Raw genomic sequence first — 26,581 nt, 5'->3', positions numbered from 1 at the left:
CAGAGTGCCGGCAGCCGTCGTATTCACATGGCTTCCGCTACTTTTCCTCGCGTCCCGGATCGCTGTGGCACAGGGGGAAATCGAAAGCCAGCCGGCGCCGAGGGCGGTGCCGGTGGAGGAGCTCTTGCCCAGGTTTGAGGACGATGGGGTGGTCATCAGCCGCTCCGAGCAGTTCAGGATTTCCGGCGGGGATGCTGCAACGCGTGGCACCGCGGCAAACCTCGCGGAGGACACCAAGGATGAGTTCCTGCGCCTGACCGAGGAGAAGGAAACATGGAAGGTGCCGGTGCGCATCACGCTCATGGGCAAGCCGGGCGATCCGGTGCCGATGCGCGATGCCTTGCTCAGGCTGAACCATACCGATGATGGCTATGAGATCATCATTTTCGCAAATCTCAGCCGCGGCCTGCGTCCGGAGCCTTTCCGGCGGGCGGTGATGGAGGCCTTGGTGTATGCAAGCGGCCTCAGCGGAAAGCCATATGAGGAGAACCGTGTTTTCACCGTTCCGCCGTGGTTTGTGGAAGGGATGCAGGAGGCCTCCGCGTGGCGGCTGGGGCAGAGCGATAGGCGGCTCTACGATGCGCTTTTCAGGCACGGGGGGGTATTCAGGCTCGAAGGATTGTTCTCACTTTCCGAGGCGGACTACGCATCCATCGATGCCGCCACGAAGGCGGCGTTCCGCATTTCCTCCGGGGCGCTGGTCATGGCTCTGCTGGAGCAGCCGGATGGGAAAGAAGGAATGCGCGCCTTCCTCGCGGAACTGGCTTCCTACGAGGGTGAGATGCCTGCGCTCCTACGCCGCCATTTCCCGGACCTGAATCTCTCCGCCACCAGCCTGGCGAAGTGGTGGGCGCTGCAGCTTGCCAACAAGGGGGCGGCACCGCTGACGGAATCGCTCGGAGTGACACAAACCGACAAGGCACTGGATGAGGCGCTCAAGCTCCGCCTGCATGACGCGGAAGGTGGGCTTCTAGAAATCCCCGTTTTGGAATGGGAGTCCGTTGCGGCGCTGCCCGATGCGGAACGCACGGAGGCGGTGCGCCTGGCTCAGGACGATCTTCTGCGCCTCAGCTACCGCAGCTTCCCATCCTACCGGATGTTGCTGCTGGAGTATCAGGCACTGCTTTCTGATCTGACGAAGGGAAAGACCGGCGATATGCAGGAATCCCTGGCCGCTCTAGCGGAGACACGCCGCACCATGGTCGCGAAGGCGGAGCGGGGAAGGGATTTCATGGATTGGTTCGAGATCACCCGGGCGAGGGAAACGAGCGGCGCTTTTGATGATTACCTCAACCTCAAGGCGCGCCTGAAAAATCGTCCCAACCCTCGGAAGGACGGGATGTCGGCCTATCTGGATCGGCTCGATCCTCTCTTCACCCTGCCGGATCAGCCCCGGCAGGATCCCTTCGGCGGCGGGCTGCCGCCATTTTGAGGGTTGAGCTTTCCACCGCCCCGGCCAAGCTCCAGGCGTGTTCGCCACATACGTCCATCAGCTAGATCCGGTTATCTTCGAACTTACCGAAAAGATCGCCCTGCGTTGGTACGGCCTCTCCTATCTGCTGGGCTTTGTGGGCGGATATTTCCTGCTCAAGCGGCTGGCGGAAAAAAAGCTCTGGGTGCTCGCCCCGGAAAAGACGGCGGACTTCATCGCGGCGGCCGCCATGCTCGGGGTCTTCGTCGGCGGGCGCCTTGGCTACGTGTTTTTCTACCTGATCCCGCGCGAGGGCTGGGGTGTCATCGCTGCGGATCCGCTCGTCATATTCCGCGTCTGGGAGGGCGGAATGGCCAGCCACGGCGGCATACTGGGGCTTGCTGTTTTCACCTTTTTCTACGCACGCAAACACAAGGTCTCCTGGGCGGGCTTGGCGGACGGGCTCTGCGTCGTCGGCCCCATCGGCGTGCTTTGCGGCAGGATCGCGAATTTCATCAACGGCGAACTCTACGGGCGCGTCGCCAACGGCGTGGCATGGGCGGTGAAATTCCCGGAAGCCCTCGGGAACCCCAAGCTCCCGGAATATGGGAGGCTCAACGAAGCCCTCTCCGCCGCCACCAAGGCGGACGATTCTTTCCTGAAAACGCTGGGCGAGATCCCCGGTGATGTCGGCCTCGCCGGCAACGAGGCATACCTTTCCCACCTGCTTGTCGAGGCGAACCGCAACTCCGATGCCATCCCCGGCGCGATCGCCCCGTACCTGGAACCGCGCCACCCATCCCAGCTCTACGAGGGCCTGCTCGAAGGCTTGCTGCTCTTCGCCATCCTCTGGGCAGTCAGGGTGAAATTCCCCAAGGCCCCCGAAGGGATGCTAACCGGCCTTTTCTTCGGGCTCTACGCCACCTTCCGCATCATCGTGGAGCAATACCGCGAACCCGACGCGGCATGGGCCATCGAAGGCATCCTGACCCAGGGCCAGTTCCTTTCGCTCTTCATGTATCTCTTCTGCGCCGGCTTCCTGGCCTATGCTTTCAGGAAGCCGCGCAAACAAGCAGCATGAGGGCACTCAGCCAAGGCGGAAGACAATGCGCGCCTTGGTGAGATCGTAGGGCGACATCTCCATTTTCACCCTGTCCCCGACAACCAGGCGGATGAAACGCTTGCGCATTTTTCCTGAAATGTGCGCCAAAACCTCATGCCCGCTCGCCAACTTCACGCGGAACATCGTGCCGGCAAGAACCGATGAGATCTCCCCCTCCACCTCAACGGCCTTTTCCTCATCGTTCGGATCGCCCTGTTTCCTTGGTCCGAAGTCTCTTCTGCGTCCGCGCCCACCGGGCCGGCGTTTGTTGTTGTTTCTGGGAGGCATAATGGTTCGCTGGGCAATACCCTGATTGCTCGCGGGAAAGGGATAACAGGAGCGAAACGGCGGTTCAATGGTAAAAATATCCCCTTGGATCCGGCACCGGGAAAGCGGATGCTTGCCAACCGCTGCTTCTGCGGGCAATTTGCCTTCGAGAAGACATACCACTCAGGAATCCGCCCCATAAAATCCATCCCCATCATGCCAGAAATTTCAGAAAACGAACTGTCACCAGCCATCAAACCACTGTGGCTCAAATCGCTGAGCGCGGTGCAGATGAACAACCTCGAGTATGCTGTCAGCCTGCTTCAGGCCGTCCTCAAGGATGCGCCCGGCTTCCTCGAGGGACGCAAGATACTCCGCAAGTGCGAGATCCAGCTCAATGGCCAGGATACGAAGAAGAAAAGCATTTTCGGAATGAGCGGCGGGATGGGCAACATGAAGCTCGCCAGCCAGGCCAAGAAGGATCCAGCTGCCGCCATTCCCCTCATCGAGAAGGATCTTGAGAAAGACCCGCTCAACGACGGGCTCAACGACCTGCTTTTCGATACGGCGCTCAAGCTCGACCTCCCCGAGACCGCCGCCTTCGCACTGGAGACGATCCGCAAGCACAGCCCGGAGAATGTCAAGCTGCTCCACAAGCTCGCGGAGCATTACCTTTCCCGCGACATGCCCACCAAGGCGGCAGAGGTTTACAACGACATCATCAAGCAGATCCCCAACGATTCCGCCGCCATCAAGGGCGCAAAGGACGCTTCGGCCCGCGCTTCCATGCAGAAGGCGCGCTGGGACGAGAACACCAGCATGAAGGATCTCATGCGCGATGCCGAGGCCAGCGAGGAAATGGAGAAGGCGTCCCGCAGCGGCCTGACCCGCGACCAGCTCGAGGCGCGCCGCGACAAGGTCATCGACAAATACAACGCCGATCCGAACCACCTCGGCACCGCCAAGGAACTCGCCAACATCTACGAGCAGCTCGAGGATTGGGCTAGTTCCCACACCTTCTACCACTGGGCGCATTCCCTCAGCAACGGGGATATCGCCCTCGCCACGAAATCCGCGCTCATGCGCGATCGGGCCCTCGAGGCGGAGCTCAAGGCGCTGGAAGCCGCGGTGGAGGCGGATCCGGACAATGCCGAACTCAAGGCGCAGCTCGCGGAGCGACGCTCCCAGCGCCTCGCGGATCAGGTGGTGGAGGCGAAAAAACGCGTCGAGCAGAACCCCACCGACCCGCAGATCCGCTACGAGCTCGGCCTCGCCCTCTACCGCAGCGGCGATCACACCGCCGCCATCCCCCACCTGCAGCAGGCTACTCGCAACCCGCACATCCGAACCAAGGTGTTGCTTCTCCTCGGCCGGACTTTCCGCGCCAAGAACATGTATGACATCGCCATCAAGCAGCTCAGCGATGCCCTCGCCGATCTTCATGCGATGGACGGCACCAAAAAGGAAGTCCTCTACGAAAAAGGCCTGATCCACAGCGAGATGGGAGACAAGGTCGCCGCGCTGGATGCTTTCAAGCAGATCTACGAGGTCGATTACGGCTACCGCGATGTCGCACAGCGCGTGGAGTCTTCCTACGGAAACGATTGACCGGATTGCCAGTCCCCTGTGAAGGGTCTGCTGGGGTTCCGTGCCCCATCCGCTGCATGGCGGCTTGCCCGTCATGAGGGATTCCGCTGTCCGGGTGGGGAGGCGAGCCGTGCGCACTGTCAGGCCTTGCCACGGCTTGATCCATCCGGAATGGCGGAGTGTCATCGGAACGCCTTTGTTTGGTTACTTTGACTTGATATGTCGGGCTTGCCGTGCATTGTCGCGCCCCGCGCAATGGCTGGCACCACATTCCAAGCACTTCCAGGATTCCGAGATTTCACCCCACGTGAGTGTGCGGTGCGCAATTACCTGTTCGAGACCTGGCGCCGGGTCGCACGCCGCTGCGGACATGTGGAGTATGAAACACCCATCCTCGAGGACACCGGGCTCTACCTGAAAAAGTCCGGCGGCGAGCTCTCCTCCCAGCTTTTCCGCTTCGAGGACCAAGGCGGGCGGGATGTCACCCTGCGCCCCGAGGTCACAGCCTCCCTCGCCCGGATCGCGGCTGCGGAACAGCGGGCCTATCCGAAGCCGCTCAAGTGGTTCGAAATCGGCCAGTGCTTCCGCTACGAAAAGCCCCAGAAAGGGCGCGGCAGGGAGTTCCACCAGTTCAACGTCGATATCCTCGGCGAGGCCGGGCCGGGCGCGGATGCGGAACTCATCGCGCTGGCGATCGAAACGATGCTTTCCTTCGGTTTCGTAGAGGGGGATTTCGTGGTTCGCGTCTCCGATCGCAATGCCTGGGTGAAATTCGCCGAGGCGCGGGGAGTGAGCGATGAGAGGATGCCGGATTTCCTCAACCTCGTGGACAAACTGGAGCGCGAAAAGCCCGAGCTGCTCGAGCAGAAGCTGGCCGCTTTCGGGACGGCGCTCGCCGAGGTGAAAGATTTCGTCGCCAACCCGCAGAACGCGGAAGGGACGTTCAACGAAATCCTCGCCGACCTGAAGGCACGCGGGTTCGGAGGCTTCGTGGAGCTGGATCTTTCGATCGTCCGTGGCCTAGCTTATTATACCGGCGTGGTTTTCGAGGTCTTCGATTCCAAGAAATCCATGCGTGCCGTGGCCGGGGGAGGGCGCTACGACACCTTGGTGAAAACCATTTCCGATGGTGCCGTGGACATGCCTGCCACCGGATTCGCGATGGGCGACTACGTGATCCGCAACCTCATCGAGGAAACCACCCACGCCGCCATTCAGATGGAAGCCTGGCTGCAGCGCAACGCCGCCGGATGCGAGGCCTACATCGTCGTGCCGGATGAGGGAATGCGCGGCGAGGCTCTCAGGCTCGTCACCGATCTCCGCCGGGCTGGCATCGCCGTGGATTTGCCGCTTTCCGCAGCCAAGGTCGCCAAGCAGTTCCAGGCCGCCGAGAAATCCGGGGCGCGCTTCGCCATCATCATTGGCGAGGAGTTTCCGCAGGTGAAAATCAAGATCCTCGCCAGCCGGACCGAAGAGCAATGCGATGCAAGCGCCCTCGTCGAGTGGATGCTCAACCGCCTCACCGAACCCGATGCGCCTTTGTTGGCATGACCATATTTTGACCGCGAATGGCCGCGAATGGCCGCGAATGAAGAGCAATTAGGATTTAGAATTTGAGATTTAGAATTTAAGAAAATGCGCACCCATCACTGCAACGAAATCAACGAAGCCCACATCGGGCAAACCGTCACTCTCATCGGCTGGGTGAATTCGGCCCGCGACCATGGCGGCGTCATCTTCATCGACCTGCGCGACCGCGAGGGGCTGACCCAATGCGTGTTCCGTCCGGAGGAAAGCGCGGAGGCGGCGAGGCTTTCCCACACCCTCCGCGAGGAGGATGTCGTGCAGGTGAGCGGCAAGGTGTCGAAGCGCCTTGAAGGTGCAGACAATGCCAAGATGGCCACCGGTTCCATCGAGATCGTCGCCACGGCGATGGAGATTGTCAACAAGGCGGACGTGCTGCCCTTCCAGCTCGACAAGGAGCTTTCCAACGAGGACCTGCGGATGAAATACCGCTACCTCGACCTGCGCCGCCCGCGTATGGCGAAGAACATCCGCCAGCGCAGCAAGATCACCTCCGCCGCCCGCCGTTTCCTCGACGAGTCCGGCTTTTTCGAGATCGAGACACCCATCCTCTCGAACCCGACCCCGGAAGGCGCCCGCGATTTCCTCGTCCCTTCCCGCCTGAACCCCGGGAAATTCTACGCCCTCCCGCAGGCTCCGCAACAATACAAGCAGCTCATGATGGTCGCCGGTCTGGAAAAATACTACCAGATCGCCCGCTGTTTCCGCGACGAGGATCTGCGCGCCGACCGCCAGCCGGAGTTCACCCAGATCGACATCGAGGCGAGCTTTATCGGGCAGGAGGAAATCCTCGCCCTCGTGGAAGGCCTGCTTGGCTCCATGTTCAAGGCCGGATTGGGGATTGAAATTCCCGCGAAATTCGAGCGCATGACCTACGCGGATGCGATGGATATCTACGGTTCCGACAAGCCCGACACCCGTTTTGGGATGAAGATCACGGATCTCGCCGATGTGTTCGCCGCAACGGAGTTCAAGATTTTCCGTGGCGTGCTTGATGGCGGCGGCGTCGTCCGCGCGATCAACGCCAAAGGCTTCGCCGGCATCACCACCGGCCAGATGAACCGCCTCAACGAGATCGCCGTGCAGGCGGGTCTCCCCGTGAAAAACCTCGCCTTCATCAAGCTGGAGGGCGGCGAATACAAGAGCCCGCTGTGGAAGATTTTCTCGGATCCCGAAAAGGCGGCCGTCACCGCAAAGATGAATCTTGAGGAGGGCGACATCGTTTTCTTCGCCGCCGGTTCGCGGGAAAGCGTTTCCACCATCCTCGGCAGAGTGCGCTCCGAGTGCGCGGTGATGCAGGGCCTGAACAATGATCCAGGCAAATTCAATTTCCTCTGGGTCGTCGATTTCCCGCTGCTCGCCCAGGACGAGGAAAGCGGAGATTGGGTCGCCGTCCACCACCCCTTCACCCGCCCGCATCCCGATGACATCGCCAAGCTGGAGGCCGGTGATTTCGCCAACGTCCGCGCGGTCGCGTATGATGTCGTCCTGAACGGCTACGAGCTCGGCGGCGGATCGATCCGTATCCACGAAAAGGATCTTCAGGCGAAGATGTTCGGTGTTCTCGGTGTCAGCCCCGAGGAGCAGCAGATCAAGTTCGCCCACATCCTCGATGCGTTCCGCTTCGGAGCACCCCCGCACGGCGGCCTGGCTCTCGGCCTGGACCGCATCGCGATGCTCGTCGCCGGAGAGGACAGCATCCGCGAGGTCATCGCCTTCCCGAAGAACAACAAGGGGGCCGACCTCATGGCGCAGAGCCCCTGCGAGATCGGCATGAAGGAACTCCGCGAGGTTTATGTCCAAAGCACCTACAAGAAGAAGGCGGAAGAGCCGAAGGCGGGGGAGTGATGGGAGGGGATTGCTGCTGTGGAAATCAAGTGCTGCAAATGCCAAATCAGTGTGATCCCGCAAAAGTGTGAAAAATCACGGAAGGATTGAACGATCGGGAATCGATTCGAACTTGATCCTTGCCATTCAGACCTGACCCGGATGGCACCACACCGAGATCGAGTTGCCTGATGCGCTACCTGCGGGAAGCGCCGAATGGGCTCCTCAATCCGCCACGGGGCTGAGGCCGAGTTCCTTGCGTTTCACCGCGTCGCCGGGCTTGTTCATTCGCCAGTAGTCGATGTTCTCCAAGCGCTTGCTGAGTATGGCGGTGGTGGTGCCTTTGGGGGTGGTTTCCTGCCAGTTGCGGATGACATGGGGGAAGACGGTGTCAAAGCGGATGGCGAGCGTGCGTTCGAGCGATGGGTAGCTGATTTTGTAGGTGCTGGTTTTCCCGGATTCGGTGAGCGAGGCCATCGCCGAAACGGCGGCGATGGGTTGGTGGTTCAGTCGGGTGAAGATGGCACCGGGGATGATTTCGGTTTTTCCGGTGGGGAGTTTTTTCGGATCGAGCCGCAGGGTGATCCAGAGCGCGTCTTCGAGGTGGGCGGCGGGAAGCGTCAGGTCCTTGTCTCCTGCGCTCTCGAAGTAGGAGCGGAGCTGCACGCTCCAACCGTTTTCGCGGAAGTTCGATTGTTGGAAAGCCTGCCCGCACCAATCCTGGATGGAGGTGGTGGATTTCAGGGCGTGGGGGAATCTTTCGAGGTCGATGGGGCGGAAGGTGCTCGTCATCGTCCGGTAGGAGTAGATGCCGGTGTGGAAGGTGGTGAGGGCATTGAGCTTGAGGATATCGGCGGAGTCGCCCCTACCGCTCTCATCCTTGACCTGTTGCCCTAACAGGAATGGCTCGGTGACGAAGATCAGCTCTGCATGGCCGGGGTGGCTCTCACCATAGTGGGATTGGGTCAGCCGGTAGCTGCTGATCTCCGCACCGCTGAACCAATGGTCGCGGATCTTGTCCGCATGGAGCGGAAGGATGAGGAGGAGGCTGATGGAAACGGCTTTCATGCTTGGATGATGGCAGGGGTTGGTTCGCTTGGCCAGATTGCCGCTTGAGAAAATGGCTTCCGGGTCGAGGGTTGGCGATCAAATCCCATTCATTGGCATGTGTGGCCTCGATCTGTGTTTCACTTTCGGGTTGTGGGAAGCGGGCGGAGAATTCGGCGCTTGTTGTGGACGAAGCCCGCCGGCTGGTGATGGAGTCAATTGAGGCGCACGGCGGGACGGAGAGATGGTATGGCAATGGCCAGCTTCAGTTCCGCTGGAAATACCACATGACCGACAAGGGGCCGGAAGCGGTTGTCGATACGGTGCAGACCTTTGATCCGGGGACGATGGCGGTGATGCATGAGGTGGAGGGCAAGGACATCCGTTTTGGTATGAACGGAGGCGTGTTTTGGATCCGCCCTGAAGCCGCGGAATTTTCACCGCCACCGCGATTCTGGGCGCTCACCCCGATCTATTTCCTAGGCATCCCTTTTGTGTTCAACGATCCCGGGGCCAGCTTCGAGCTGCTTCCGGAGACCATGGAATTCGAGGGCAAGGAATCCACCCAGGTGAAAGTCACCTACGACATGTCGGCTTGCGATACGCCGGATGATTACTATGTGCTGCTCATCGACCCTGAAACGAAGCTGACGAGGGGAGCCTATTACATCGTCACCAGCGACCTCGTTGCCAAGGACGGGATCGGGCCACCGAAGTTCATCACTCTCGATGACCTGCAGGATGTTGGCGGTGTGAAGCTCGCGGGCGGGCACCGGACATTTTCCATGGAGAACGGCAAGCTTGGGGAGCAGATGCGTTTCACCGAAGTTTCCGGTGTGAAATGGCTGCCGAAGGGGACGGTGGATCTGGGTGTGCCGGAGTGAGGCGGATTTGGGAGCTTGCGTCCAAAAACACCGGGGGAGGAATTTCGCCTGAGGAACGCGTTGAATTCGCAGGCTACTTCCGAGCCAAAAGGTCGAATCCATAGCGGGAGGCAACTTGGGAAGTGGAAGAGAACCAGGGATGCCGGCGATTCTGCGAAGGCTTGCCTATGGCGGGAGCTGCGTGGATTATCCGGGAAATGAAAATCCCAACGTCCCGGCTTCCCGGCATCCGTTACCTGTCCTGCCTTCTCCTTTCCTTGTGGGTCACGTCCTTGTCCGCGGAACCTGAAAAAATCAATCTTTGGGAAGCCGGAAAAGCGCCCGATGGGAGAGGCGGTTTCACGGATGAGGAGGCGTTTGTCCTGCTTCACCGTCCGGAGAAACCCAACGGGGCTGCCATGGTGATCTGTCCCGGCGGCGGCTATGGCGGCTTGGTGATGGGCGGGGAGGGGAATGGGATTGCGGAGTGGCTCAACAAGCAGGGTATCACCGGGATCGTATTGAAATACCGGTTGCCGAAAGGGCGGGCGGAGGTGCCGCTGCTGGACGCACAGCGGGCGATCCGACTGGCTCGCGAAAATGCCAAGCCATGGGCAATCGACGAAAAGAAGCTCGGCATCATCGGATTTTCCGCAGGCGGACATCTCGCATCGACCGTTGCAACGCATTTCGGAAAGGGCAAGGAGCAGGATGCCATAAGCTGCCGTCCGGATTTCGCGATTCTGATTTATCCGGTGATCACGATGAGAGAGCTCACGCACGGCGGGTCGCGCAGGAATCTCCTCGGTGCGGAACCGTCCCCGGAGATGGTGAAACTTTTTTCCAATGAGCTGCAAGTGAATGCCGAAACGCCTCCGGTTTACCTTGCGCACGCAAAGGACGACAAGGTGGTGCCTCCGGAGAACAGCATGTCTTTCCACGAGGCGATGAAATCCCACGGACGGGAAAGCGAATACCTGGAGCTCCCGTCCGGAGGCCATGGCCTCAACGGCTACAAGGGGCCGATGTGGGATGCATGGCAACGCGGATCTCTAGAATGGCTGGCGCGACAGGGGCTTGTCCCGGCGAAAGTCAAAGACCCGTGAACGGTGTCGCGTTCGCATTCCTCGCCCAGCTTTCCCCCGCATTGCGTGGGTCGGTGAAACGGGTTGGGTGAGGCTCAGTTCGCTCACGGCATGGTCGCGTAATCAAGTTCCGCCAGGATGAACCAGAGCGGTGACGGGGTGGCCTCCGATCATGGGGTGAGTTCCTTTTCCGCGATGTTAGCGCAATCAGGTGGCGATGCCACTCATCTGCCACAGAGCGCCTTTTCGTGGAGCGCTTTCATTTCATCTGCGGAAATCGTAGATGGATTCGGGTAATCGAAGATGCCTCCCTCGTAGTTGCGGAGGGTGACTTTCGATGGATCTGAATCGACCACGTAATTCGGGTTCACCGGGATTTTCCCGCCGCCGCCGGGGCCGTCGATGACGAACTGTGGGACGGCGTAGCCGGTGGTGTGGCCGCGAAGTTGCTCGATGATATCGACCCCTTCGGATACGGAAGTGCGGAGGTGGGAGGAGCCGGTGATAAGATCGCACTGATAGAGATAATACGGGCGCACGCGGCACATCAGCAGCTTGTGGACCAGGGCTTTCTGGATCTCCGGCGAGTCGTTCACCCCGCGCAGCAGAACGGATTGGTTGCCGAGCGGGATGCCGGCCTCGGCGAGCCGCACCAAGCCGTCGCGCACTTCGGTGGTCAGTTCCTTCGGGTGGTTGCTGTGGATGGAAATGAACAGCGGGTGGTGTTTCTTCAGCATCGCGCAGAGTTCCGGAGTGATCCGTTGCGGCAGGAAAATGGGGATGCGCGAGCCGATGCGGAGGAACTGGATGTGCGGGATGGCTCGCAGGCGGGTTAGGATCTTGTCCAGTTTCGCATCGGAGAAAAGCAGCGGATCGCCGCCGGAGAGCAGGACGTCACGGACTTCGGTGTGTTTCTCAAGGTATTGGAAGGCTGCTTCCCACTGGGTCTCCAGCTGTTGCTCGCCGACACCGGAGACGACCCGCGAGCGGGTGCAGTAGCGGCAGTAGGAGGCGCAGCGGTCGGTCACTAGGAAAAGCACGCGGTCAGGGTAGCGGTGGACAAGGCCGGGGACGGGCATGTGGGAGTCCTCGCCGCAGGGATCGGCCAGTTCCTCCGGGGCAGTCCAGGCTTCCTCGATGCGTGGGATCACCTGGCGGCGGATCGGGCAATCCGGATCGTCCTTGTCGATCAGGTTGAAGAAATGCGGGGTGATGGACATCGCAAGCTTCGTGCCGGCGAGCAGGACGCCGGCACGCTCTTCATCGGTGAGCTTGATGCGCGCCTCGAGATCCGCGAGCGAATCGATGCGGTTGCGGAGCTGCCATTTCGGATCGCCCCAATTCTCCATGTCGGAATCTGCCCAATAGCCGGGGGCGTGGGAGCGGAAGGTGGTGTCGAGATCGCTAGGGGTGGTCATTCGCTTCTGTTGAGGGCAAATCGGTCGGGCAGGAAGCGTCTAGGGTCAAGGGTCGATTTGGGCATTATCGGGAAAGCGGCTGAACCCGGGCGCGTGCTTTCTTTTCCTTCCGTTGGCGGACGAGGCGGAGATCGCATCGTCTCTGCAGATTGATCCAAAACTGTGTATCGATGTTGAAAAACGTGCCGTGTTGGCCGAGGCGATCGCCACGTGGCGTTTCGAGATGGTTGCTGGGAGATATTCGCATCGAATCAAGTGAGGTGGCGGCATCCAGTAGGTTGAGCTTGGCAATCGCACGATGGAGGAGATCGGCGGGAAATCGTTTTGTTATTTTGCTATAGCCTAATGATTTCCTTGTCCCGGTATCTTGCGATCAGGGATCACGTTTCTGTATTGCAGAACAGATGTCAAGAGGGCTTCAAGCTGTCGCCCTTGCCTTGGAAGCCTCTACACCAGTTCCACCAGCCGCCACGTTGATGCCGCAACGCTGGGGGCGAAGGGGATCTTGTCATCGGCTTTTTCTGGGGGGCGGCGTGGGACACATCGCAATTCGGATGGCAGGGAGATCCATTTCAAGTCGCTTGAAAGCGGGGTTGAAGCCGTCGCCAAGCATATGATCTCGGCACCCAAGGCCAGGGGGGCAGAGACGATTGGTTTCTGTCCGCCTCGTCGAAATGTCGGAATCCCGCAGCAAGCTCCCTCAGCCCGGGAATTTCAAGAGCGCTTCGTACGATCAACAGCTGCTTTGTTCGGAGGACGCATATTGGGGTACGATCGAGCATTCGCCGCAATGCCCAATCATGACATGCATGGAGGTCACCGCACGCTCAACGGGTCGCACGAAGGCGGACGAAAAGTTTCGTTTCCTCGGACGGTATCGTCGCGGTGACGCGTTGAGTGCTGCCGTCCAATGTGGATGTGGATATGACGACCCCATTCACACCATGGATGGCAGCAGTCCATATTCCGGTGAGCGAGGGTGAGGTTTCGAGAACCACATTGACGGAGCTTGCGGCGGATTTCCTGTCGTAGAAAAACACGAGGTTGCGTCCGGTGGCCGCAGGGGTGGTCGTAGCGTTTTTCAGAAGGTTGGGGTTCGAGTCTGTGGGGCTGCCACCGAGGACAAACTCAAGGAGGTTGTCGATGCCATCGTTATCGAAATCCCCGTCCGGAGCGCCACCCGTGGCGGAGTTCAGCGCAAACCCGGTCGCGTAGGCTTGGTAAGCGTCGGCATACTCGATGATGATTGGCTCGGTGGTCGCGCTGCCGACGGAGTTGCTGACCGTACAGGTGTAGGTTCCTGAAATGCCGGCGGAATCAGCAAGCACAGCCAGGGTGGAGGATGATTCATCAGGCAGGATGACTCCGTTCTTCCTCCACTGGTAGAGCATGCTGCCACCGGGGGACATAGGGCTGCCTGTTGCCGCGACTTCCAGATTTACCGAGGTATTGGGCTGCATCACGCGGCTCGGCGATTGGGTGATGATTTTCGGCAGGATGTGAACCTCGGCTTTGAGCTGCCTCGCATAAAGAGCCGCGCTATACGATCCGGGAATCGCGTTGCTCTTCGATACGATCGCGCCGAATTCCGCGTCGATCCGCGAGATGTCATTGAGCGGAAGGGAATTTGAAGGAACAGAAAGGGTGGCGAAATTTGTGGCCGGACTGCTGCTTCTGAAATGCTCAACGCTTGTATCATTGATTTCAAGGAAGACACGGCCATCGACGTTGGAACCGTATCCGGTGAAAGTGTTCGTAGTGACGGTGAGCGCATTCGCTGCGTCCATGGCGTATTTGCCGTTGATCCATGATCCGCCGGTCAGCGTCAATTGCGGGATGTTCGGATACGCGTCACCGGTTAGGCTTAGAGGCACTGACACTCCGTTGACCAGGAAGGTGTAGGTGCCGTTGGGGAATCGGTTATCGATGCCTGCCTGGGAGGTGGCGCCCCAGTCGTTGGCATCGGGGCCGTAGCGCCAGGAGAGTTCATCGTCCGCAGCATCAAAGAAGAGGGTGTTGTAGAAAGGATCTTGGATGGTGCTCGGCGTGCCGGGCGGGGGCGTCACAGTCGGTGCGGGGAGCGAAACCATGTTCTGGCCTTGGACACCCGCTGCAAATCCAAACGGCCCGCCATTTGTCGGAGTCACCGGTGAGGGGTCGAGAATGACGGTGCCCTGACCGGTCTGAAAGTGCCTTACATCCTTGACGGCGACGACGAATTCCACCACCGGAGGAGAGTCGGCGATGACCTCGATGGTCAGGAGGGTGGTGCTGCTAAGGAGACCGAAGGCGCTGGCGCTGCCGTCGGGCGACAAGCCCCAGGGTTTGCCTTGGAGCGCGGTGAAATCAACGACCTCGTCGAACTCCACTTCCACCTCGTAGCTTTTGCCGACGGTGAGGAGATTGGGGCCGATGGATGCGCTCACGGATGTGTCGGTAGGCTGTGGGGCAGGATCCAAATCATTGACGGCCCTGACGACATACTCATCCAAGGCGACATCGAGCACATCGAGTGTTTCGAAGCCGTTGCCCGTTGAGTGATTCGAGCTGAGGGTGAAGCCCGCAGCCGCTTGCGAGGCGGTGATCCGGAGTTTTCCGTTCACCCAGGTGCCGGCGGAAGAGGTCACGAGCGGCTGGTTGGGGTAGTTCGCGCCGCTGACGATGATGGGGGTCGGATCGCCGCCGATATTGATGTTGTAGGTTCCGTCAGGGAATGCCGTTTGGAGTTCGGCGAAGCTGGCGAACTCTGCACCGGCGTCCCAGCGGTCGATATCCAGTTGGAAGGGGACTGTGGAGCTGTCCGGCTTGGTAAGGGTTATGTTGGATGAGGGAAACGTGGCGGAGATCCCGGAGCCTTCGACGCCCGCATTGAAGGCGGCTCCGATCGGCGAAAGAAGGGATGGGGACTGTTGCCCGGAAATTTTCTGCTTCCATGCCACGAGGGTGTGTACGTGCCGGTTCTCGGTCGCCATGCTGAACCGGGTGTTGGAGTTGTAGAGGGCGTATCCGAGCTTTCCCGCGAAGGGTCCGGTGCCGGATGTGGTGGAGCCTGCGATTTTCACGTGCTCGAGTATCACGTCGTAGGTAGCGCCCGGGGTGAGCTTGCCGCGGAAGTCGTAAGAGACGATGTCGCCCTGGATCACCTCCTCTTTCATGATTTCAAAACCGGTATCCTGATCGACGACGGTCAAGACGGTGACAAGGATGGTGGGGTCGAATGCCGTGTGGGCGCTCCAAATCAGGGTTTGGTTTTGGCCTAGCACGTAGACTCCGTTGTTCCATGCTCCGTTTTCGCCGTTGCCGAGGATGGCGGGCGCTGGAGGGAAGGCGCCGTTGGCCGGAAAGCTCAGCGTAGCGCTGCCGCCGGTGCGGGAGAACGTGTAGTTCGCCCCGTTGGGAAAGGCGCTGGCGGCGTTGAGGGCGGAGAGGGTGGTGTATTCCTTCGCGATGGACCATCCGTCATCATTCACGAAATTCTGCACGGCTTGGCCTGTGATGCCCAGCGTTCCGCCTGTGCCTGAAACAGTGTCTATGTAGGCTTCGCCCCAGAACGGCTGGTCATCATTCGGCGGGCCGGGCAACAGCGAGGGGGCCGCCGCGCTGGATTGCCGATAGTTCGCGAACTTATCCACCTCAAAATCATTTCGCGCCAGCGGGGCCAGGATCGGTGTGATGCGGCGGAGAACATACGTTTCATCACCTTCGACAAGGGTCATGATGTTTCCCGTGATCGTCGCATTGAACGAGGGCGTGGGGTTGCTTAGGCCGATGTCCCCGTTCGTGTCGGTGATGGGTGTTGCGCTGAGGGCTCCGGTTGAGCTGTTCCAGGAATATGTGCCGCGCTCCATGCCGGTTGTGCTCTCCGGTTCGTTATCGGATTCCTCGGAGTGGTAGTAGGTGCCGTCGGAGAGGAAAGTCACGTTCGCGTCCAGGCCCGGAAGATGCCAGGAGCCTACGATGGCGTTGGCGGTATTGACCACGCGCGCAAGGGCAAATGTGCCTTCGCCCGCGACTGTATAATTCAGGGTGTTGCCAACGATGGATACCGTGGTTGCTGCTCCTGGATGGGATAGTCCGGCATCATCATTGGTATCGACGATGACATCCACGGAGAATGCACCTGTGTCCTTATCCCATTCATACGTGCCGCGCTCCATGCCCAGATGACCTGTCATGCCATCGATGAAGTAGAAAACGCCGTCATGCCTGAATATTACAACTACGTTTTCAGAATCGAGTTTCCATGCCGAGACGATCTCGGGTGGGGGCGGCGTAGAATATTGCGCGACGGCTGGCAATGCCAGGAGAGCGCTGGAAATGAAACTCAGGTGGATTGGCAGGGAGCGGAGGATGATTTTCATAACCGTAGCGGTAACATAGACGTAAGATTCATTGTTAGGATATCCAGATTTGCAAGACAAAACAAGGGTTTGCAGCGGATTTTGGGTTCTCAAATGTCACGGGGACAAACGACTTCACCCAAGGAGATTGGGCGCCTCCGATCCCTTGGACTGGGGTGGTGTCTCGACCTCCTGTGGATATGCGGGGTAGTGACAGCGGGTGGAGAGGCATCCGCTCCTATCGGGACAGCCTCTCCAACAGTTCCACCAGCCGCCCCGCCGATGCGGCGACGGTTGGGGCGAAGGGGATCTTGTCGTCCTTTTCGTCCGGCAGGAGGGTGGGGCGGGTGGCGATGCGGATGGCGGGAAGGCCCATCTCGAAGAGAGTGGAGGAGAGGTCGAAATCGTCGCCAAGGCAGGTGACTTCGGCTCCCAGGATCTTTCCGAGGCCCTGGAATTCCCTTGTCGGAATGGCAGCGGTGTCGCGGGATGAGAGAATGAGGGTTTCCGCATCGCCCATGGCCTCGATGCAGAGGATGGCTTTGGGGGCGGGTGACTGCTTCATGAGGTTCGCAACGGTGAGGGCTGTCTCGGCGATGGGCGAGTCGGCTTCGTTGGCGTGGGGAAGGAACAGGAAACGGATGGGGTGGGACGGTTCGGCATCGGCAAGCGCCTGGGAGGCGGCCATCGTCGCGGCCAGGCCGGTGGCGTTTCTTTCAGCGCCGCGCGAACCGGCCGGGGAATCGTAGGAGGTCAGCACCCACACGGGCGATGCATCCCTGTCCTTTGCCCCGACCGATGCCTGGAGGATGGGGAAGCCTGCGGGGCCTTCGATGGGTTTCACCTCATATCCGGTGTTCGACGGGCCGAGCGATCCTGCGATCATGGAGGCCATGGCGGAGAGTTTTTCCGGGATGCCGGTGTTGCGCTCGCCGATGACTTCGATGGTTTTCCGGAGATCGTCCGCGATGGACCCCGCCGATACCGAGCGGGCGAAGCGCTGCTCTTCCTTTGCGGCATCCGCTTTCTCATCCTTGAAATATTTCACCAACGCGAAGCCTGCGGATACGAATACCCACACCGGCAGGATAACGAGCAGCCAGGGGATGATGCGGGATTTCTTTCCGTCTTCGGCCATAGTGGGTCAGTATTCGGTGGGGTTTTCCTTGGGATCATCCGGTGTATCCTCGGGAGGAGAATAGACCTCGATTTCCTTGCGCATCCGCTGGGAAAGCCAAGGGCGGATGAAGCCGTAGAGAAGGTATGCGCTGAACAGCACCACCGGCATGACATAGCGGAACTGCACGGTGATGAACAACAGCACCACGGCCAGCAGGATGGCGGTGTAGGTGCCGCGCGTTTTCCAGCCGACGGTCTTGAAAGACGGGTAGCGGACATCGCTGATCATTAGCCAGGAGAGAAAAAGCATCGCAGCCGCCAACACGTATTTCCACGGGCCGACCTCGTGGTCGTTCTTGTAGAGGTCGATGATGAGGAAGGTGATCGAGGCGATGAAACCGGCGGCCATGGGGATGGGGATGCCGCGGAAATCGGAGCTCGCGCCGGGCTTTTTCGGCATGGAGGCGAGGCAGTTGAAACGAGCGAGCCGCATCGCCCCGCAGACGAGGTAGATGAGCGCGATGCCCCAGCCGATGTTGCCGAGCGGGAAAAGCACGGCTCGGGACATCAGCAGGGCGGGAGCCATGCCGAAGGAGATGATGTCCGCCAGCGAGTCGAACTCCTGGCCGAAGGGGGATTCCTGTCCGCCGAGCCGTGCAAGCCGCCCGTCGAGCAGATCAAAGAGGCAGGAGCCGAAGATGAGAAGGATCGCGTATTCGTAGAATTTCCGGGAGATCTCGTAGTATTCCTTGGCGGCCACAATGCTGTCGCCCGTGACTTTCTGCACCTCGATCTGGCCCTTGAAAATCATCAGCACGGCGAAGAAGCCGCAGGCGAGGTTGCAGGCGGTCATCAGGTTCGGGAGGAAGAAGATCTTCGGCTCGTCCGGGTCGCGGGTGGCGGGCATGGAGCAGACCTTGCACCCACTGGCGCGTTTTCTCAACCACGAAGAAATCCTCAGAGCTGCCTGGAATTTGTTTGAAATGTAGCATTCGGCCCTTCGTAGTCGATGGATGCGTGTGATTGCATCTCTTCCCAAGTTGCTGGCCTTGTCCCTGTTCGCGAAGGGCGAGGCGTTAAAGGAGTTCCGGTTGATCGATGCGGATAAGGACCGGCCGATCGCAGGTTTCAGTCCGTTGGAAGATGGTGCGGTGATCGATCTGCGCAAGCTTCCCACACGGAATCTCAGCATTGAGGCGGTGGCCGGAGGAAAGGAGCCCGGGAAAGTCCGCTTTGATCTGGACGGGAAAACGAACTTCCGGACAGAGGGGGGCGCGCCCTATTCGCTGACCGGGGACAAGGGCGGGGATTTTGCTTCCTGGACTCCATCGGTCGGAAAGCACAGCTTGCGGGCGACCGCCTCAGGCGGTGAGATCATGGAGATCGGCTTCACGGTCACCGATGGGGCGGCTCCAGCTCCGCTTGGCCCGGTGGCAACCTCGAAAATTGCCAAGGGGGTGCATGGCGAGCTGAAGAAGTGGCATCGCGTTGGGATTGTCTTCGAGGGGCCGGGGAGTTGGGAAAACGGGACTCCCAACCCGTTCCTCGACTACCGCCTGAACGTTGTCTTCCGCCATGCCGCTTCCGGGCGGAGCATGGTGGTGCCGGGATATTTCGCTGCGGATGGGGCGGCGGGTGAAACGGGTGAGGGTTCCGGAAAGATCTGGAGAGTGAACTTTTCTCCGCCCGAAACGGGGGAGTGGAACTATGAGGCCCGGTTCCGGGCGGGAAAGGGCGTGGCCGTGGAAGATGGCGAAGATGCGGGCGCGCCCGCCCGCTTGGACGGGAATCCGGACGGGATTGTGAAAGGGAAATTCACCGTCGGGCAGACAGACAAGACCGGCCGCGACAACCGCGCGCGCGGGCGTTTGGAATATGTGGGCGAGCGCTATCTCCGCTGGGCTGAGACCGGGAAATATTTCCTCAAGCAGGGTGCGGATTCCCCGGAGAACCTCTTCGCCTATGCTGATTTTGACGGCGATTTCAAGAGTGACGGCCAAAAGGACAAGTTGGTGAAAACGTATGGGCCGCACGTTCAGGATTGGAAGACCGGTGACCCCACCTGGCAGGACGGCAAGGGCAAGGGGCTGATCGGCGCCATCAATTACCTCGCCTCCGAGGGCGTGAACTCGATCTCATTCATGACCATGAACATCGAAGGCGATGATCGGAACGTGTTCATGTACACCGCTTACGGGGAGCGGGTGCGAATCGATGTCTCCCGGATGGACCAGTGGGAGGTGGTGATGGATCACGCGGATCGCATGGGATTCCACCTGCACTTCAAGACCCAGGAGGCGGAAAACGACACGCTCCTTGATAACGGCGATCTGGGCGTGGAGCGAAAACTTTACTACCGCGAGTTGATCGCACGCTTCGGCCACCACCTCGCGCTGAACTGGAATCTCGGAGAGGAGAACAACAAGCAGACCGACTTGCAGCGCAGGGAAATGGCAAGGTATTTCAACGAGACCGATCCCTATGGACACAACATCGTCATCCACACGTATCCACCGCAGAAATCCAAGATCCACACGCCGCTGTTAGGGGAGAAGTCGAAACTCACCGGCCTGTCGATGCAGGGCAGCGATCCGAAGTTCGGAGACGTGCACAAGGATGTGCTGGAGTGGGTGGAAAAATCCACCGCAGCGGGCAAGCCGTGGGTGGTCGCCTACGACGAACCAGGCAGCGCCCAGGAAGGCCTTATGAACGACGCCGAGGATGCGAAGAACCCGCAGGGCAAAGGCAACTATGCCGACGCCCGCCACAAGGCTCTGTGGGGCGTGCTTCTCGCGGGCGGCACGGGCACCGAGTGGTATTTCGGATACAAGTTCGATCACTCCGACCTCACCCTACAGGATTTCCGCAGCCGCGATAAGTGGTGGGATTCCTGCCGCCACGCGCTGACATTCTTTTCCGATAACAAGATCCCGTTCCAGGAAATGAGAAGTGACAACGCACAAGTCGGAAACAGCCCGAACGGCAACGAGGCGGGCTACTGCTTCTCCAAGCCCGGAGATACCTACGTCGTCTATCTGCCGAAAGGCGGCGAGAGGGATCTCTGGCCTGAAGGCGGATCTGCTTACAGCATCCGCTGGTTCGATCCCCGCAACGGCGGCAGACTTCAGGTGGGATCGAAAGACTCGATGCTAGGCGGCATCGGAAATTCCATGGGCCTGCCGCCGTCAGACCCTGACAAGGACTGGGTCGTCCTGGTCCGGAAAAAATAATCGGCTGTTCGACATTCGGAAACGCAGATGATAGAACCCGTTGAGATTCCAAAGGAATGGCAACCGACTTCAAAGACTACTATCAGATCCTCGGTATCACCAAGGACGCACCCCAGGCGGAGGTGAAAAAGGCCTTCCGCAAGCTGGCGCGCGCCCACCATCCGGATGTGGCCAAGGACAAGTCCACGGCGGAGGAAAAATTCAAGGAGATCAACGAGGCATACGAGGTTCTGGGAGATCCGGAGAAACGGAAGAAATACGACACGCTCGGCGCGAACTGGAACCAGCAGGCACCGCCCCCGCCGCCGGGCGGCGGCTGGTCTTCCGGCCCGATGCCGGGAGGGGCGGAGTTCCAGTTCGATGGCACCGGCTTCAGCGATTTCTTCGAGCAATACTTTTCCGGCGGCGGTGCGAGGCGCTCGGCGGGTTTCGGCGGCGGTTTCCCCGGCCAAGGCGGTGCACGGCGCGGGCAGGACATCGAGGGCGACCTCATGGTCACCCTGGAGGAGGCGTTCCATGGCTCCATGCGAACCATTTCCCTCCGCAAGGCCGAGCCCGGGACAGGCCGGGTGATCGCCGACGAAGTCCAGGTGCGCATCCCGGCGGGTATCGGCGAGGGACAGAGGCTGCGCGTTCCCGGTCACGGCGGGGAGGGGGCTGGCGGCGGAGAGAGAGGCGACCTTTACCTCCGTGTCCGCATCGCCGCCCATCCCGATTTCCGGGTGAAAGGGCACGATCTTTTCCGCGACCTCGGGCTGGCGCCGTGGGAGGCGGTGCTCGGCACGACGATTTCCATCGACATCCCCGGCGGTAAATCCGTGCAGGTCAAAATCCCGGCGGGCACCGGCTCCGGGGATCAGCTCCGCCTCAAGGGCTACGGCCTCCCCAAAAAGGGCGACCCAGGAGATCTTTTTGTCGTGATCTCCATCGAGACCCCTCCATCCATTGACGCCAGCGAGCGCGCCCTATGGGAAAAGCTCCGCGACCTCTCCAAATTCAATCCCAGGGAACTCTGACATGAAAATGATAAGCCCCGACCCCCACGAAATCCACCCCATCGAGGTTGTCATCCGCATGACCGGCTGCTCCCGCCGCAAAATCGTTTTCTATTGCCGCAAGGGCATTGTCTCGCCCGTATGCCGCGATGGGGACGGGATGTGCTTCGATGAGGATTCCGTCATCCGCATCCGCCACATCGAGACGCTGCGCCAGCAACACCGCATGAACTGGGCGGCCATCCATACCATCATCGGCCTGCTCGATGAGTTGGAAGCCCTCCGCGCCGAGCTGCGCTGGAGGAGATGAGAGCAATCCCCCCAAGCCCACGGGATCGCATTGGGATCCTCATTTTGCAGCTTCGATCACGAATTCCCATCGGTATTCCCCGACGGGCTTGAGCATGTGCTTGGGGAGCGGCAGGGCGCCCCACGAATTCACCCCGCCGACACCCATCTGGGCGTGGTCGATGTGGAGGGTGATGTAATCCCTCTGCGGGATCTGATAGGGATGTTTCGGCCCCTCCAAATCCTGGGTGCCAAAGGGGTAGGCTCCCATTTCCAGAGGCTGGCCGATCGCATGCACTTTCAGCCCCTTGCCTGAGGCATCCGTGAAACTGGCGCTGCGGACATCGGTGCGGTTTCCGGTTTCCTGCGGCTCCGAGTAGGGGAACCAGGCGTCCTCCACCTTGGTCTCCCATACTCCGAGCCTTCCACCCGCCTTGCGGTCGCGCATCGTCTCATGCGGACCGCGGCCATACCATTTCCATGTATCCAGGTCCTTGGCGATGCGGCACTCCATGCCGATGCGCGGAATGGGGCCGAGGTTCTGTCCCTTGGGCTGCAACACAGCCTCGGCGGTGATCCTGCCGTTCCCGTCGATTTCATAAACCAACTGCGCTGTGGTGCCTCCCGCCGGAAGCTTCAGCCCGACGCGTATGACTGCCATGTCGCCCTCGATGGCGGCTTCGTAGGAAACCGCTTTCGCGTCCTCCCCGGCTTTGCGCCAGAGCTTGCTGCGCTCCGTGTGTTTGTTGCCGCGGTCGTTGTCAACGGGAGGCCTCCACGTGCAGAGGATCAGTGGCGAGACGAGCAGCTCGCGCCCGTTGACTGAGTAGCTCTGGATGGCTCCCGTCCTCTCGTTGGTTGCGATTTCAAATCCCTCGCCACTGACCGTGGTGATGCCCTCGCCCCGGCGCAAGACCGGCACTCCGCCCGCTTGCAGGTTCGGAGCGGTGATCGACGGGTTTTCCGGAACGATCTGATCCCAGCCGATCACGTGACCTGCCTTCGCCCATGATGTGTCGTTCTTCAGGCGGTATTCGATGTCCAGCACCACCTCGGTTCCGGGTCTGAGCTTGAACCGGGGAAGCGGAAGGCTCACCTGCGCGGACCCTCCCGGAGGAATTTCCGGCAACCCGGCTTCCTTGTAATCCATTGCCTCGCCGTTGAGGAGCATCCTCCAGTGCATCTCTACATCGCCCAGGCCCGTGAAGGAGCGCTTGTTCGTCACTTCCACGATATTTGGGGACAGGCTTTTCGTGGCGATCTCCTGATAGACCTTGAAAACCTCCGGGAGCTGCGGGGTGGGTTTGCGATCCGCCGTGATGATGCCGTTGAAGCAGAAATTGTCGTCGTTCGGCTTGTCTCCGAAATCCCCGCCGTATGCCAGGAACACCGTATCCCCGTCCTTTTTGCGCAGCCCTTGGTCGATGAAATCCCAGATGAAGCCGCCCTGCAGCAGCCGCTCGCGCTCAAAGAGCTCCCAGTAATCCGCGAGGCCTCCCGAGGAGTTGCCCATCGCATGGGAATACTCGCACTGGATCAGCGGGCGCTGCTCGGGGAGGGGCTTCTTCGATTCCTCACGGGCGTATTTTTCGCAAGCTGCGTGGGTGTCATACATCGGGCTGTACAGATCGACATGCGCCCCCATTTTCCCCTGCTCGTAATGGACGGGGCGGGTGGCTTCGTTCTCGCGGATCCACTTCGAGGCCGCCACGAAATTCGGGCCGTCGCCCGCCTCATTCCCCAAAGACCAGAGGATGATGGAAGGATGGTTCTTGAAGGCATGGACCATGTTGGCCACGCGATCCACGTGCGCCGCTTCCCAGCCGGGGTCTTTCGCAAGCGATTCCGGGCCGTAGCCCATGCCGTGGGATTCGATGTTCGCCTCGGCGCAAAGATACATGCCGTACTCGTCGCAGAGCTCGTAGAAGCGCGGATCGTTGGGGTAGTGCGCGGTGCGGATCGCGTTGATGTTGTTGCGCTTGGCGAGGAGGATGTCCTCACGCATCCGCGCCTCGCTCACGTAATGGCCGGTGTCCGGATCGTGGTCGTGGCGGTTCACCCCGCGTATCATCACCGCCTTGCCGTTGACCAGCAGCTGGCCGTTTTTGATCTCGCTGCGCGAAAAGCCGATCCGGGTTCCGTAGTGATCCACGGCTTTCCCTGATCCGTCCTTCAGGGTCAGCAGCAGACGATAGAGTGTGGGCGATTCTGCGGACCATGGCTCGATGTCCAGGTTTCTGATCACATGTGACCCTTTCGTCCCTCCGGCGCCACCGGATGTGTTCCCGGTGATGTTCCATTCGGAAACCCGATTCCCGCTGGCATCCGTCAGCACTGCATCGATGCCGAAATCCGCGCCATCGCCGGCGAGATCGGATACCTTGGCATCGAGCGTGAGTGTCCCGGTCCTGTAATCGTCGGAAAGCCCGCCGCGCGCGGTGAAGTCTCGGAGCTGTAGCGGTGCGGATGACCACAGGTAAACATCCCGGAAAATCCCGGATAACCTCCAGAAATCCTGATCCTCCAAATAGGAACCGTCCGAATAACGGTAGACCTCCACCGCAAGGACATTCTCGCCCGGCTTCAGGAATCTCGTGATGTCGAACTCCGCAGGCGTCCGCGAATCCTGCGAATACCCGACCTTCTCCCCGTTCACCCACAGATAGAAGGCGGAGGAAACCCCGTTGAAAACGATGAATGTGTGCCGTCCTTTCCAGTCATCCGGAAGCTCGAACGTGCGTCGGTAGGACGAGACCGGGTTGCGCTCCGCATAGGTGGTGAAATCCGCCGGCGGCTCGCCCATGACGCGAGGCGGATCCTTTTTGAAAGGATAAACGATGTTCGTGTAGATCGGCGTTCCGTGGCCGTGCAGCTCCACGTTCGAGGGGACGGGGATCGTGCCCCAGGCGGAGTCGTCGAAGTCCGCCTTGAAAAAATCCACCGGGCGTTTTTCCGGGTGATCGGCCCAATGGAATTTCCAATCCCCGTTGAGCAGCCTGCACCATGGCGATTCCATACGCTGTTTTCCCATGGCACCCGCCGCATCCGGGAAAGGCATGGAAACCGCACGCGGAGCCTCCTTGTTGATGCGGAACACCGCATGGTTCTCCCAATCGGGGGCGGCCTGTGAAAACGCAAGGCAAGGATAGAGCAGGAATGGGATGATCGTGGGTTTCATGGATTTCGAGGATTCTATGCCGACCAGCCCCATATCCAACCCAAATCCGGCGAATCACTCACGGCACACGGAAAAAAACCGCAACGGATACATTCCTTTTGGCGGTCTGTGGGAATTCGGCGTTTGATTTCCCGTTTCGCAACTGCCAAACATCCCGCGCATGTCATCACCGATCCGAATCCTCTGCGCCGGAGCAGGCCACATGGGCCGCTCGCACGCCCTCGCTTATCATAATATCCCCGGCTTTGAAATCTGCGGCATCGTCACCCGCTCCCCGGAGAGCCGAGCCGCGCTAAACAAGGAGCTTGGCGGCGGCTATGCGGAGTTTGGCGATTTCCACGAAGCCCTCCGCGCGACCAAACCGGACGCCGTTTCCATCTCCACCTATCCCGACACCCACGCGGAATATGCGGAGGCCGCCTTCGATGCCGGCTGCCATGTCTTCATCGAGAAACCGCTCGCGGAAACCGTCGTTGAGGCCGAACGCATCGTCGCCAAGGCGCGCGCCACGAACCGCAAGCTCGTCATCGGCTACATCCTCCGCCACCACCCCAGCTGGATCAAGTTCATCGAGGTCGCCCAGACACTCGGCAAGCCGCTGGTGATGCGCATGAACCTCAACCAGCAATCCTCCGGCGCGAACTGGAAAACCCACAAGAACCTCATGTCGTCGATCTCGCCCATCGTCGATTGCGGCGTGCACTACGTCGATGTGATGTGCCAGATGACCCGCTCCAAACCGATCCGCGTCTCCGGCATCGGTGCCCGCCTGACCGACGAGCTGCCCGAGGGGAAAATCAACTACGGCGCACTCCAGGTCACCTTCGAGGACGGCTCGGTCGGCTGGTACGAGGCCGGCTGGGGCCCGATGATGAGCGAGGTTGCATTTTTCGTGAAAGACGTCGTTGGCCCGAAGGGTTGCGTCTCCATCGTCGCCGACAAGGCGGCGGCCGAGGGGCAGAGCGCGAACGTCGACGCCCACACCCAGACCCAGGCGCTCAAACTCCACCACTCGGAGCTTGATGCCGGAGGGAAATTCGTGAAAGCCGATGACATGCTACGCCTCGACGATGAGCCGGACCACGACGGCCTCTGCCACCGCGAGCAGGAGTTTTTCCTCAATGCCATCCTCAACGACGAGGATCTCTCCGACCACATGGACGATGCCGTCGCCTCGATGCGCATCGTCGCCGCCGCAGACGAAAGTTTCCGCACCGGCAAGACCGTAGATCTCTGAACA

Annotated in this window: 18 protein-coding genes; 11 read left to right on the top strand and 7 right to left on the bottom strand. The window is 60.3% G+C overall.

Features of this window, described 5'->3' with window-relative positions:
- Positions 1 to 4: 4 nt before the first annotated feature.
- Together HZ994_04055 and lgt are read left to right on the top strand one after the other, a co-directional pair.
- Positions 5 to 1,432 (top strand): hypothetical protein, encoded by a 1,428-nt coding sequence (locus HZ994_04055; GenBank protein ID QTN31532.1) that lies wholly within the window; start codon positions 5 to 7, stop codon positions 1,430 to 1,432.
- A gap of 37 nt (positions 1,433 to 1,469) precedes the next feature.
- On the top strand, positions 1,470 to 2,492 hold the full coding sequence (gene lgt, locus HZ994_04050; protein ID QTN31531.1) for a prolipoprotein diacylglyceryl transferase: 1,023 nt from the start codon (positions 1,470 to 1,472) through the stop codon (positions 2,490 to 2,492).
- A 6-nt stretch (positions 2,493 to 2,498) separates the two neighbouring features.
- Here lgt and infA read toward each other — a convergent pair whose 3' ends face one another.
- Positions 2,499 to 2,801: a translation initiation factor IF-1 gene (gene infA, locus HZ994_04045; protein ID QTN34311.1), complete on the bottom strand. Its 303-nt coding sequence runs from the start codon at positions 2,799 to 2,801 to the stop codon at positions 2,499 to 2,501.
- Between the two features lie 195 nt (positions 2,802 to 2,996).
- On the opposite strand from infA, the gene HZ994_04040 reads away from it, so the two are divergent.
- The 3 genes from HZ994_04040 (at position 2,997) to aspS (ending at position 7,799) form a co-directional block, all read left to right on the top strand.
- A complete protein-coding gene (locus HZ994_04040; GenBank protein QTN31530.1) occupies positions 2,997 to 4,388 on the top strand; it encodes a tetratricopeptide repeat protein in 1,392 nt (463 codons plus the stop codon).
- A gap of 234 nt (positions 4,389 to 4,622) precedes the next feature.
- A complete protein-coding gene (hisS, locus tag HZ994_04035) occupies positions 4,623 to 5,918 on the top strand; it encodes a histidine--tRNA ligase (protein ID QTN31529.1) in 1,296 nt (431 codons plus the stop codon).
- An 84-nt stretch (positions 5,919 to 6,002) separates the two neighbouring features.
- Positions 6,003 to 7,799 (top strand): aspartate--tRNA ligase, encoded by a 1,797-nt coding sequence (gene aspS / locus HZ994_04030; GenBank protein ID QTN31528.1) that lies wholly within the window; start codon positions 6,003 to 6,005, stop codon positions 7,797 to 7,799.
- A gap of 204 nt (positions 7,800 to 8,003) precedes the next feature.
- Here aspS and HZ994_04025 read toward each other — a convergent pair whose 3' ends face one another.
- Positions 8,004 to 8,846 (bottom strand): septum formation inhibitor Maf, encoded by an 843-nt coding sequence (locus HZ994_04025; protein QTN31527.1) that lies wholly within the window; start codon positions 8,844 to 8,846, stop codon positions 8,004 to 8,006.
- A gap of 164 nt (positions 8,847 to 9,010) precedes the next feature.
- On the opposite strand from HZ994_04025, the gene HZ994_04020 reads away from it, so the two are divergent.
- Together HZ994_04020 and HZ994_04015 are read left to right on the top strand one after the other, a co-directional pair.
- Entirely contained in the window at positions 9,011 to 9,709 is a 699-nt protein-coding gene (locus HZ994_04020; protein QTN31526.1) for a hypothetical protein, read from the top strand.
- A gap of 197 nt (positions 9,710 to 9,906) precedes the next feature.
- A complete protein-coding gene (locus HZ994_04015) occupies positions 9,907 to 10,794 on the top strand; it encodes an alpha/beta hydrolase (GenBank protein QTN31525.1) in 888 nt (295 codons plus the stop codon).
- Between the two features lie 203 nt (positions 10,795 to 10,997).
- Here HZ994_04015 and HZ994_04010 read toward each other — a convergent pair whose 3' ends face one another.
- The 4 genes from HZ994_04010 to pssA form a co-directional block, all read right to left on the bottom strand.
- Complete coding sequence (locus HZ994_04010; GenBank protein ID QTN31524.1) at positions 10,998 to 12,191, bottom strand: KamA family radical SAM protein; 1,194 nt, start codon at positions 12,189 to 12,191, stop codon at positions 10,998 to 11,000.
- An 827-nt stretch (positions 12,192 to 13,018) separates the two neighbouring features.
- On the bottom strand, positions 13,019 to 16,552 hold the full coding sequence (locus tag HZ994_04005) for a hypothetical protein (protein ID QTN31523.1): 3,534 nt from the start codon (positions 16,550 to 16,552) through the stop codon (positions 13,019 to 13,021).
- 217 nt (positions 16,553 to 16,769) lie between these two features.
- Positions 16,770 to 17,669 (bottom strand): hypothetical protein, encoded by a 900-nt coding sequence (locus tag HZ994_04000; protein QTN31522.1) that lies wholly within the window; start codon positions 17,667 to 17,669, stop codon positions 16,770 to 16,772.
- 6 nt (positions 17,670 to 17,675) lie between these two features.
- The gene (gene pssA, locus HZ994_03995) at positions 17,676 to 18,557 is read right to left on the bottom strand and encodes a CDP-diacylglycerol--serine O-phosphatidyltransferase (GenBank protein ID QTN31521.1); all 882 of its coding nucleotides are present in this window, start codon (positions 18,555 to 18,557) and stop codon (positions 17,676 to 17,678) included.
- A gap of 469 nt (positions 18,558 to 19,026) precedes the next feature.
- Between pssA and HZ994_03990 the strand changes: the two genes are divergently transcribed.
- Genes HZ994_03990 through HZ994_03980 form a run of 3 tightly spaced genes read left to right on the top strand, consistent with a single transcriptional unit; the run spans position 19,027 to position 22,185 of the window.
- Positions 19,027 to 20,880, top strand: a complete 1,854-nt coding sequence (locus tag HZ994_03990) for a DUF5060 domain-containing protein (protein QTN34310.1) — start codon at positions 19,027 to 19,029, stop codon at positions 20,878 to 20,880.
- Positions 20,881 to 20,936: 56 nt separating this feature from the next.
- Positions 20,937 to 21,896 carry a J domain-containing protein gene (locus HZ994_03985; GenBank protein QTN31520.1) on the top strand — a complete coding sequence of 320 codons (960 nt, stop codon included), beginning with the start codon at positions 20,937 to 20,939 and terminating at the stop codon, positions 21,894 to 21,896.
- Between the two features lies 1 nt (position 21,897).
- On the top strand, positions 21,898 to 22,185 hold the full coding sequence (locus HZ994_03980; GenBank protein QTN31519.1) for a MerR family transcriptional regulator: 288 nt from the start codon (positions 21,898 to 21,900) through the stop codon (positions 22,183 to 22,185).
- 39 nt (positions 22,186 to 22,224) lie between these two features.
- On the opposite strand, the gene HZ994_03975 is transcribed toward HZ994_03980, so the two are convergent.
- Entirely contained in the window at positions 22,225 to 25,341 is a 3,117-nt protein-coding gene (locus HZ994_03975) for a DUF4981 domain-containing protein (GenBank protein ID QTN31518.1), read from the bottom strand.
- A gap of 160 nt (positions 25,342 to 25,501) precedes the next feature.
- On the opposite strand from HZ994_03975, the gene HZ994_03970 reads away from it, so the two are divergent.
- A complete protein-coding gene (locus HZ994_03970; protein QTN31517.1) occupies positions 25,502 to 26,578 on the top strand; it encodes a Gfo/Idh/MocA family oxidoreductase in 1,077 nt (358 codons plus the stop codon).
- The last annotated feature ends 3 nt before the right edge of the window (positions 26,579 to 26,581 follow it).

It is taken from the genome of Akkermansiaceae bacterium, assembly GCA_017798145.1.
Lineage (GTDB): Bacteria > Verrucomicrobiota > Verrucomicrobiia > Verrucomicrobiales > Akkermansiaceae > Luteolibacter.
The sequence above is the reverse complement of the archived record's forward strand: the minus strand, read 5'-3'. Positions and strand labels throughout refer to the sequence as shown.

What these genes read in the sequence shown, in the direction of transcription:
- HZ994_04040 (QTN31530.1), top strand. Translation starts at nt 2,997, where the DNA reads ATGCCAGAAATTTCAGAAAACGAACTGTCACCAGCCATCAAACCACTG.
- HZ994_03970 (QTN31517.1), top strand. Translation starts at nt 25,502, where the DNA reads ATGTCATCACCGATCCGAATCCTCTGCGCCGGAGCAGGCCACATGGGC.
- HZ994_04000 (QTN31522.1), bottom strand. Translation starts at nt 17,669, where the DNA reads ATGGCCGAAGACGGAAAGAAATCCCGCATCATCCCCTGGCTGCTCGTT.
- HZ994_04025 (QTN31527.1), bottom strand. Translation starts at nt 8,846, where the DNA reads ATGAAAGCCGTTTCCATCAGCCTCCTCCTCATCCTTCCGCTCCATGCG.
- HZ994_04010 (QTN31524.1), bottom strand. Translation starts at nt 12,191, where the DNA reads ATGACCACCCCTAGCGATCTCGACACCACCTTCCGCTCCCACGCCCCC.
- HZ994_04015 (QTN31525.1), top strand. Translation starts at nt 9,907, where the DNA reads ATGAAAATCCCAACGTCCCGGCTTCCCGGCATCCGTTACCTGTCCTGC.
- pssA (QTN31521.1), bottom strand. Translation starts at nt 18,557, where the DNA reads ATGCCCGCCACCCGCGACCCGGACGAGCCGAAGATCTTCTTCCTCCCG.
- HZ994_03975 (QTN31518.1), bottom strand. Translation starts at nt 25,341, where the DNA reads ATGAAACCCACGATCATCCCATTCCTGCTCTATCCTTGCCTTGCGTTT.
- infA (QTN34311.1), bottom strand. Translation starts at nt 2,801, where the DNA reads ATGCCTCCCAGAAACAACAACAAACGCCGGCCCGGTGGGCGCGGACGC.
- HZ994_03980 (QTN31519.1), top strand. Translation starts at nt 21,898, where the DNA reads ATGAAAATGATAAGCCCCGACCCCCACGAAATCCACCCCATCGAGGTT.
- HZ994_04005 (QTN31523.1), bottom strand. Translation starts at nt 16,552, where the DNA reads ATGAAAATCATCCTCCGCTCCCTGCCAATCCACCTGAGTTTCATTTCC.
- hisS (QTN31529.1), top strand. Translation starts at nt 4,623, where the DNA reads ATGGCTGGCACCACATTCCAAGCACTTCCAGGATTCCGAGATTTCACC.
- aspS (QTN31528.1), top strand. Translation starts at nt 6,003, where the DNA reads ATGCGCACCCATCACTGCAACGAAATCAACGAAGCCCACATCGGGCAA.
- HZ994_03990 (QTN34310.1), top strand. Translation starts at nt 19,027, where the DNA reads ATGGAGATCGGCTTCACGGTCACCGATGGGGCGGCTCCAGCTCCGCTT.
- HZ994_03985 (QTN31520.1), top strand. Translation starts at nt 20,937, where the DNA reads ATGGCAACCGACTTCAAAGACTACTATCAGATCCTCGGTATCACCAAG.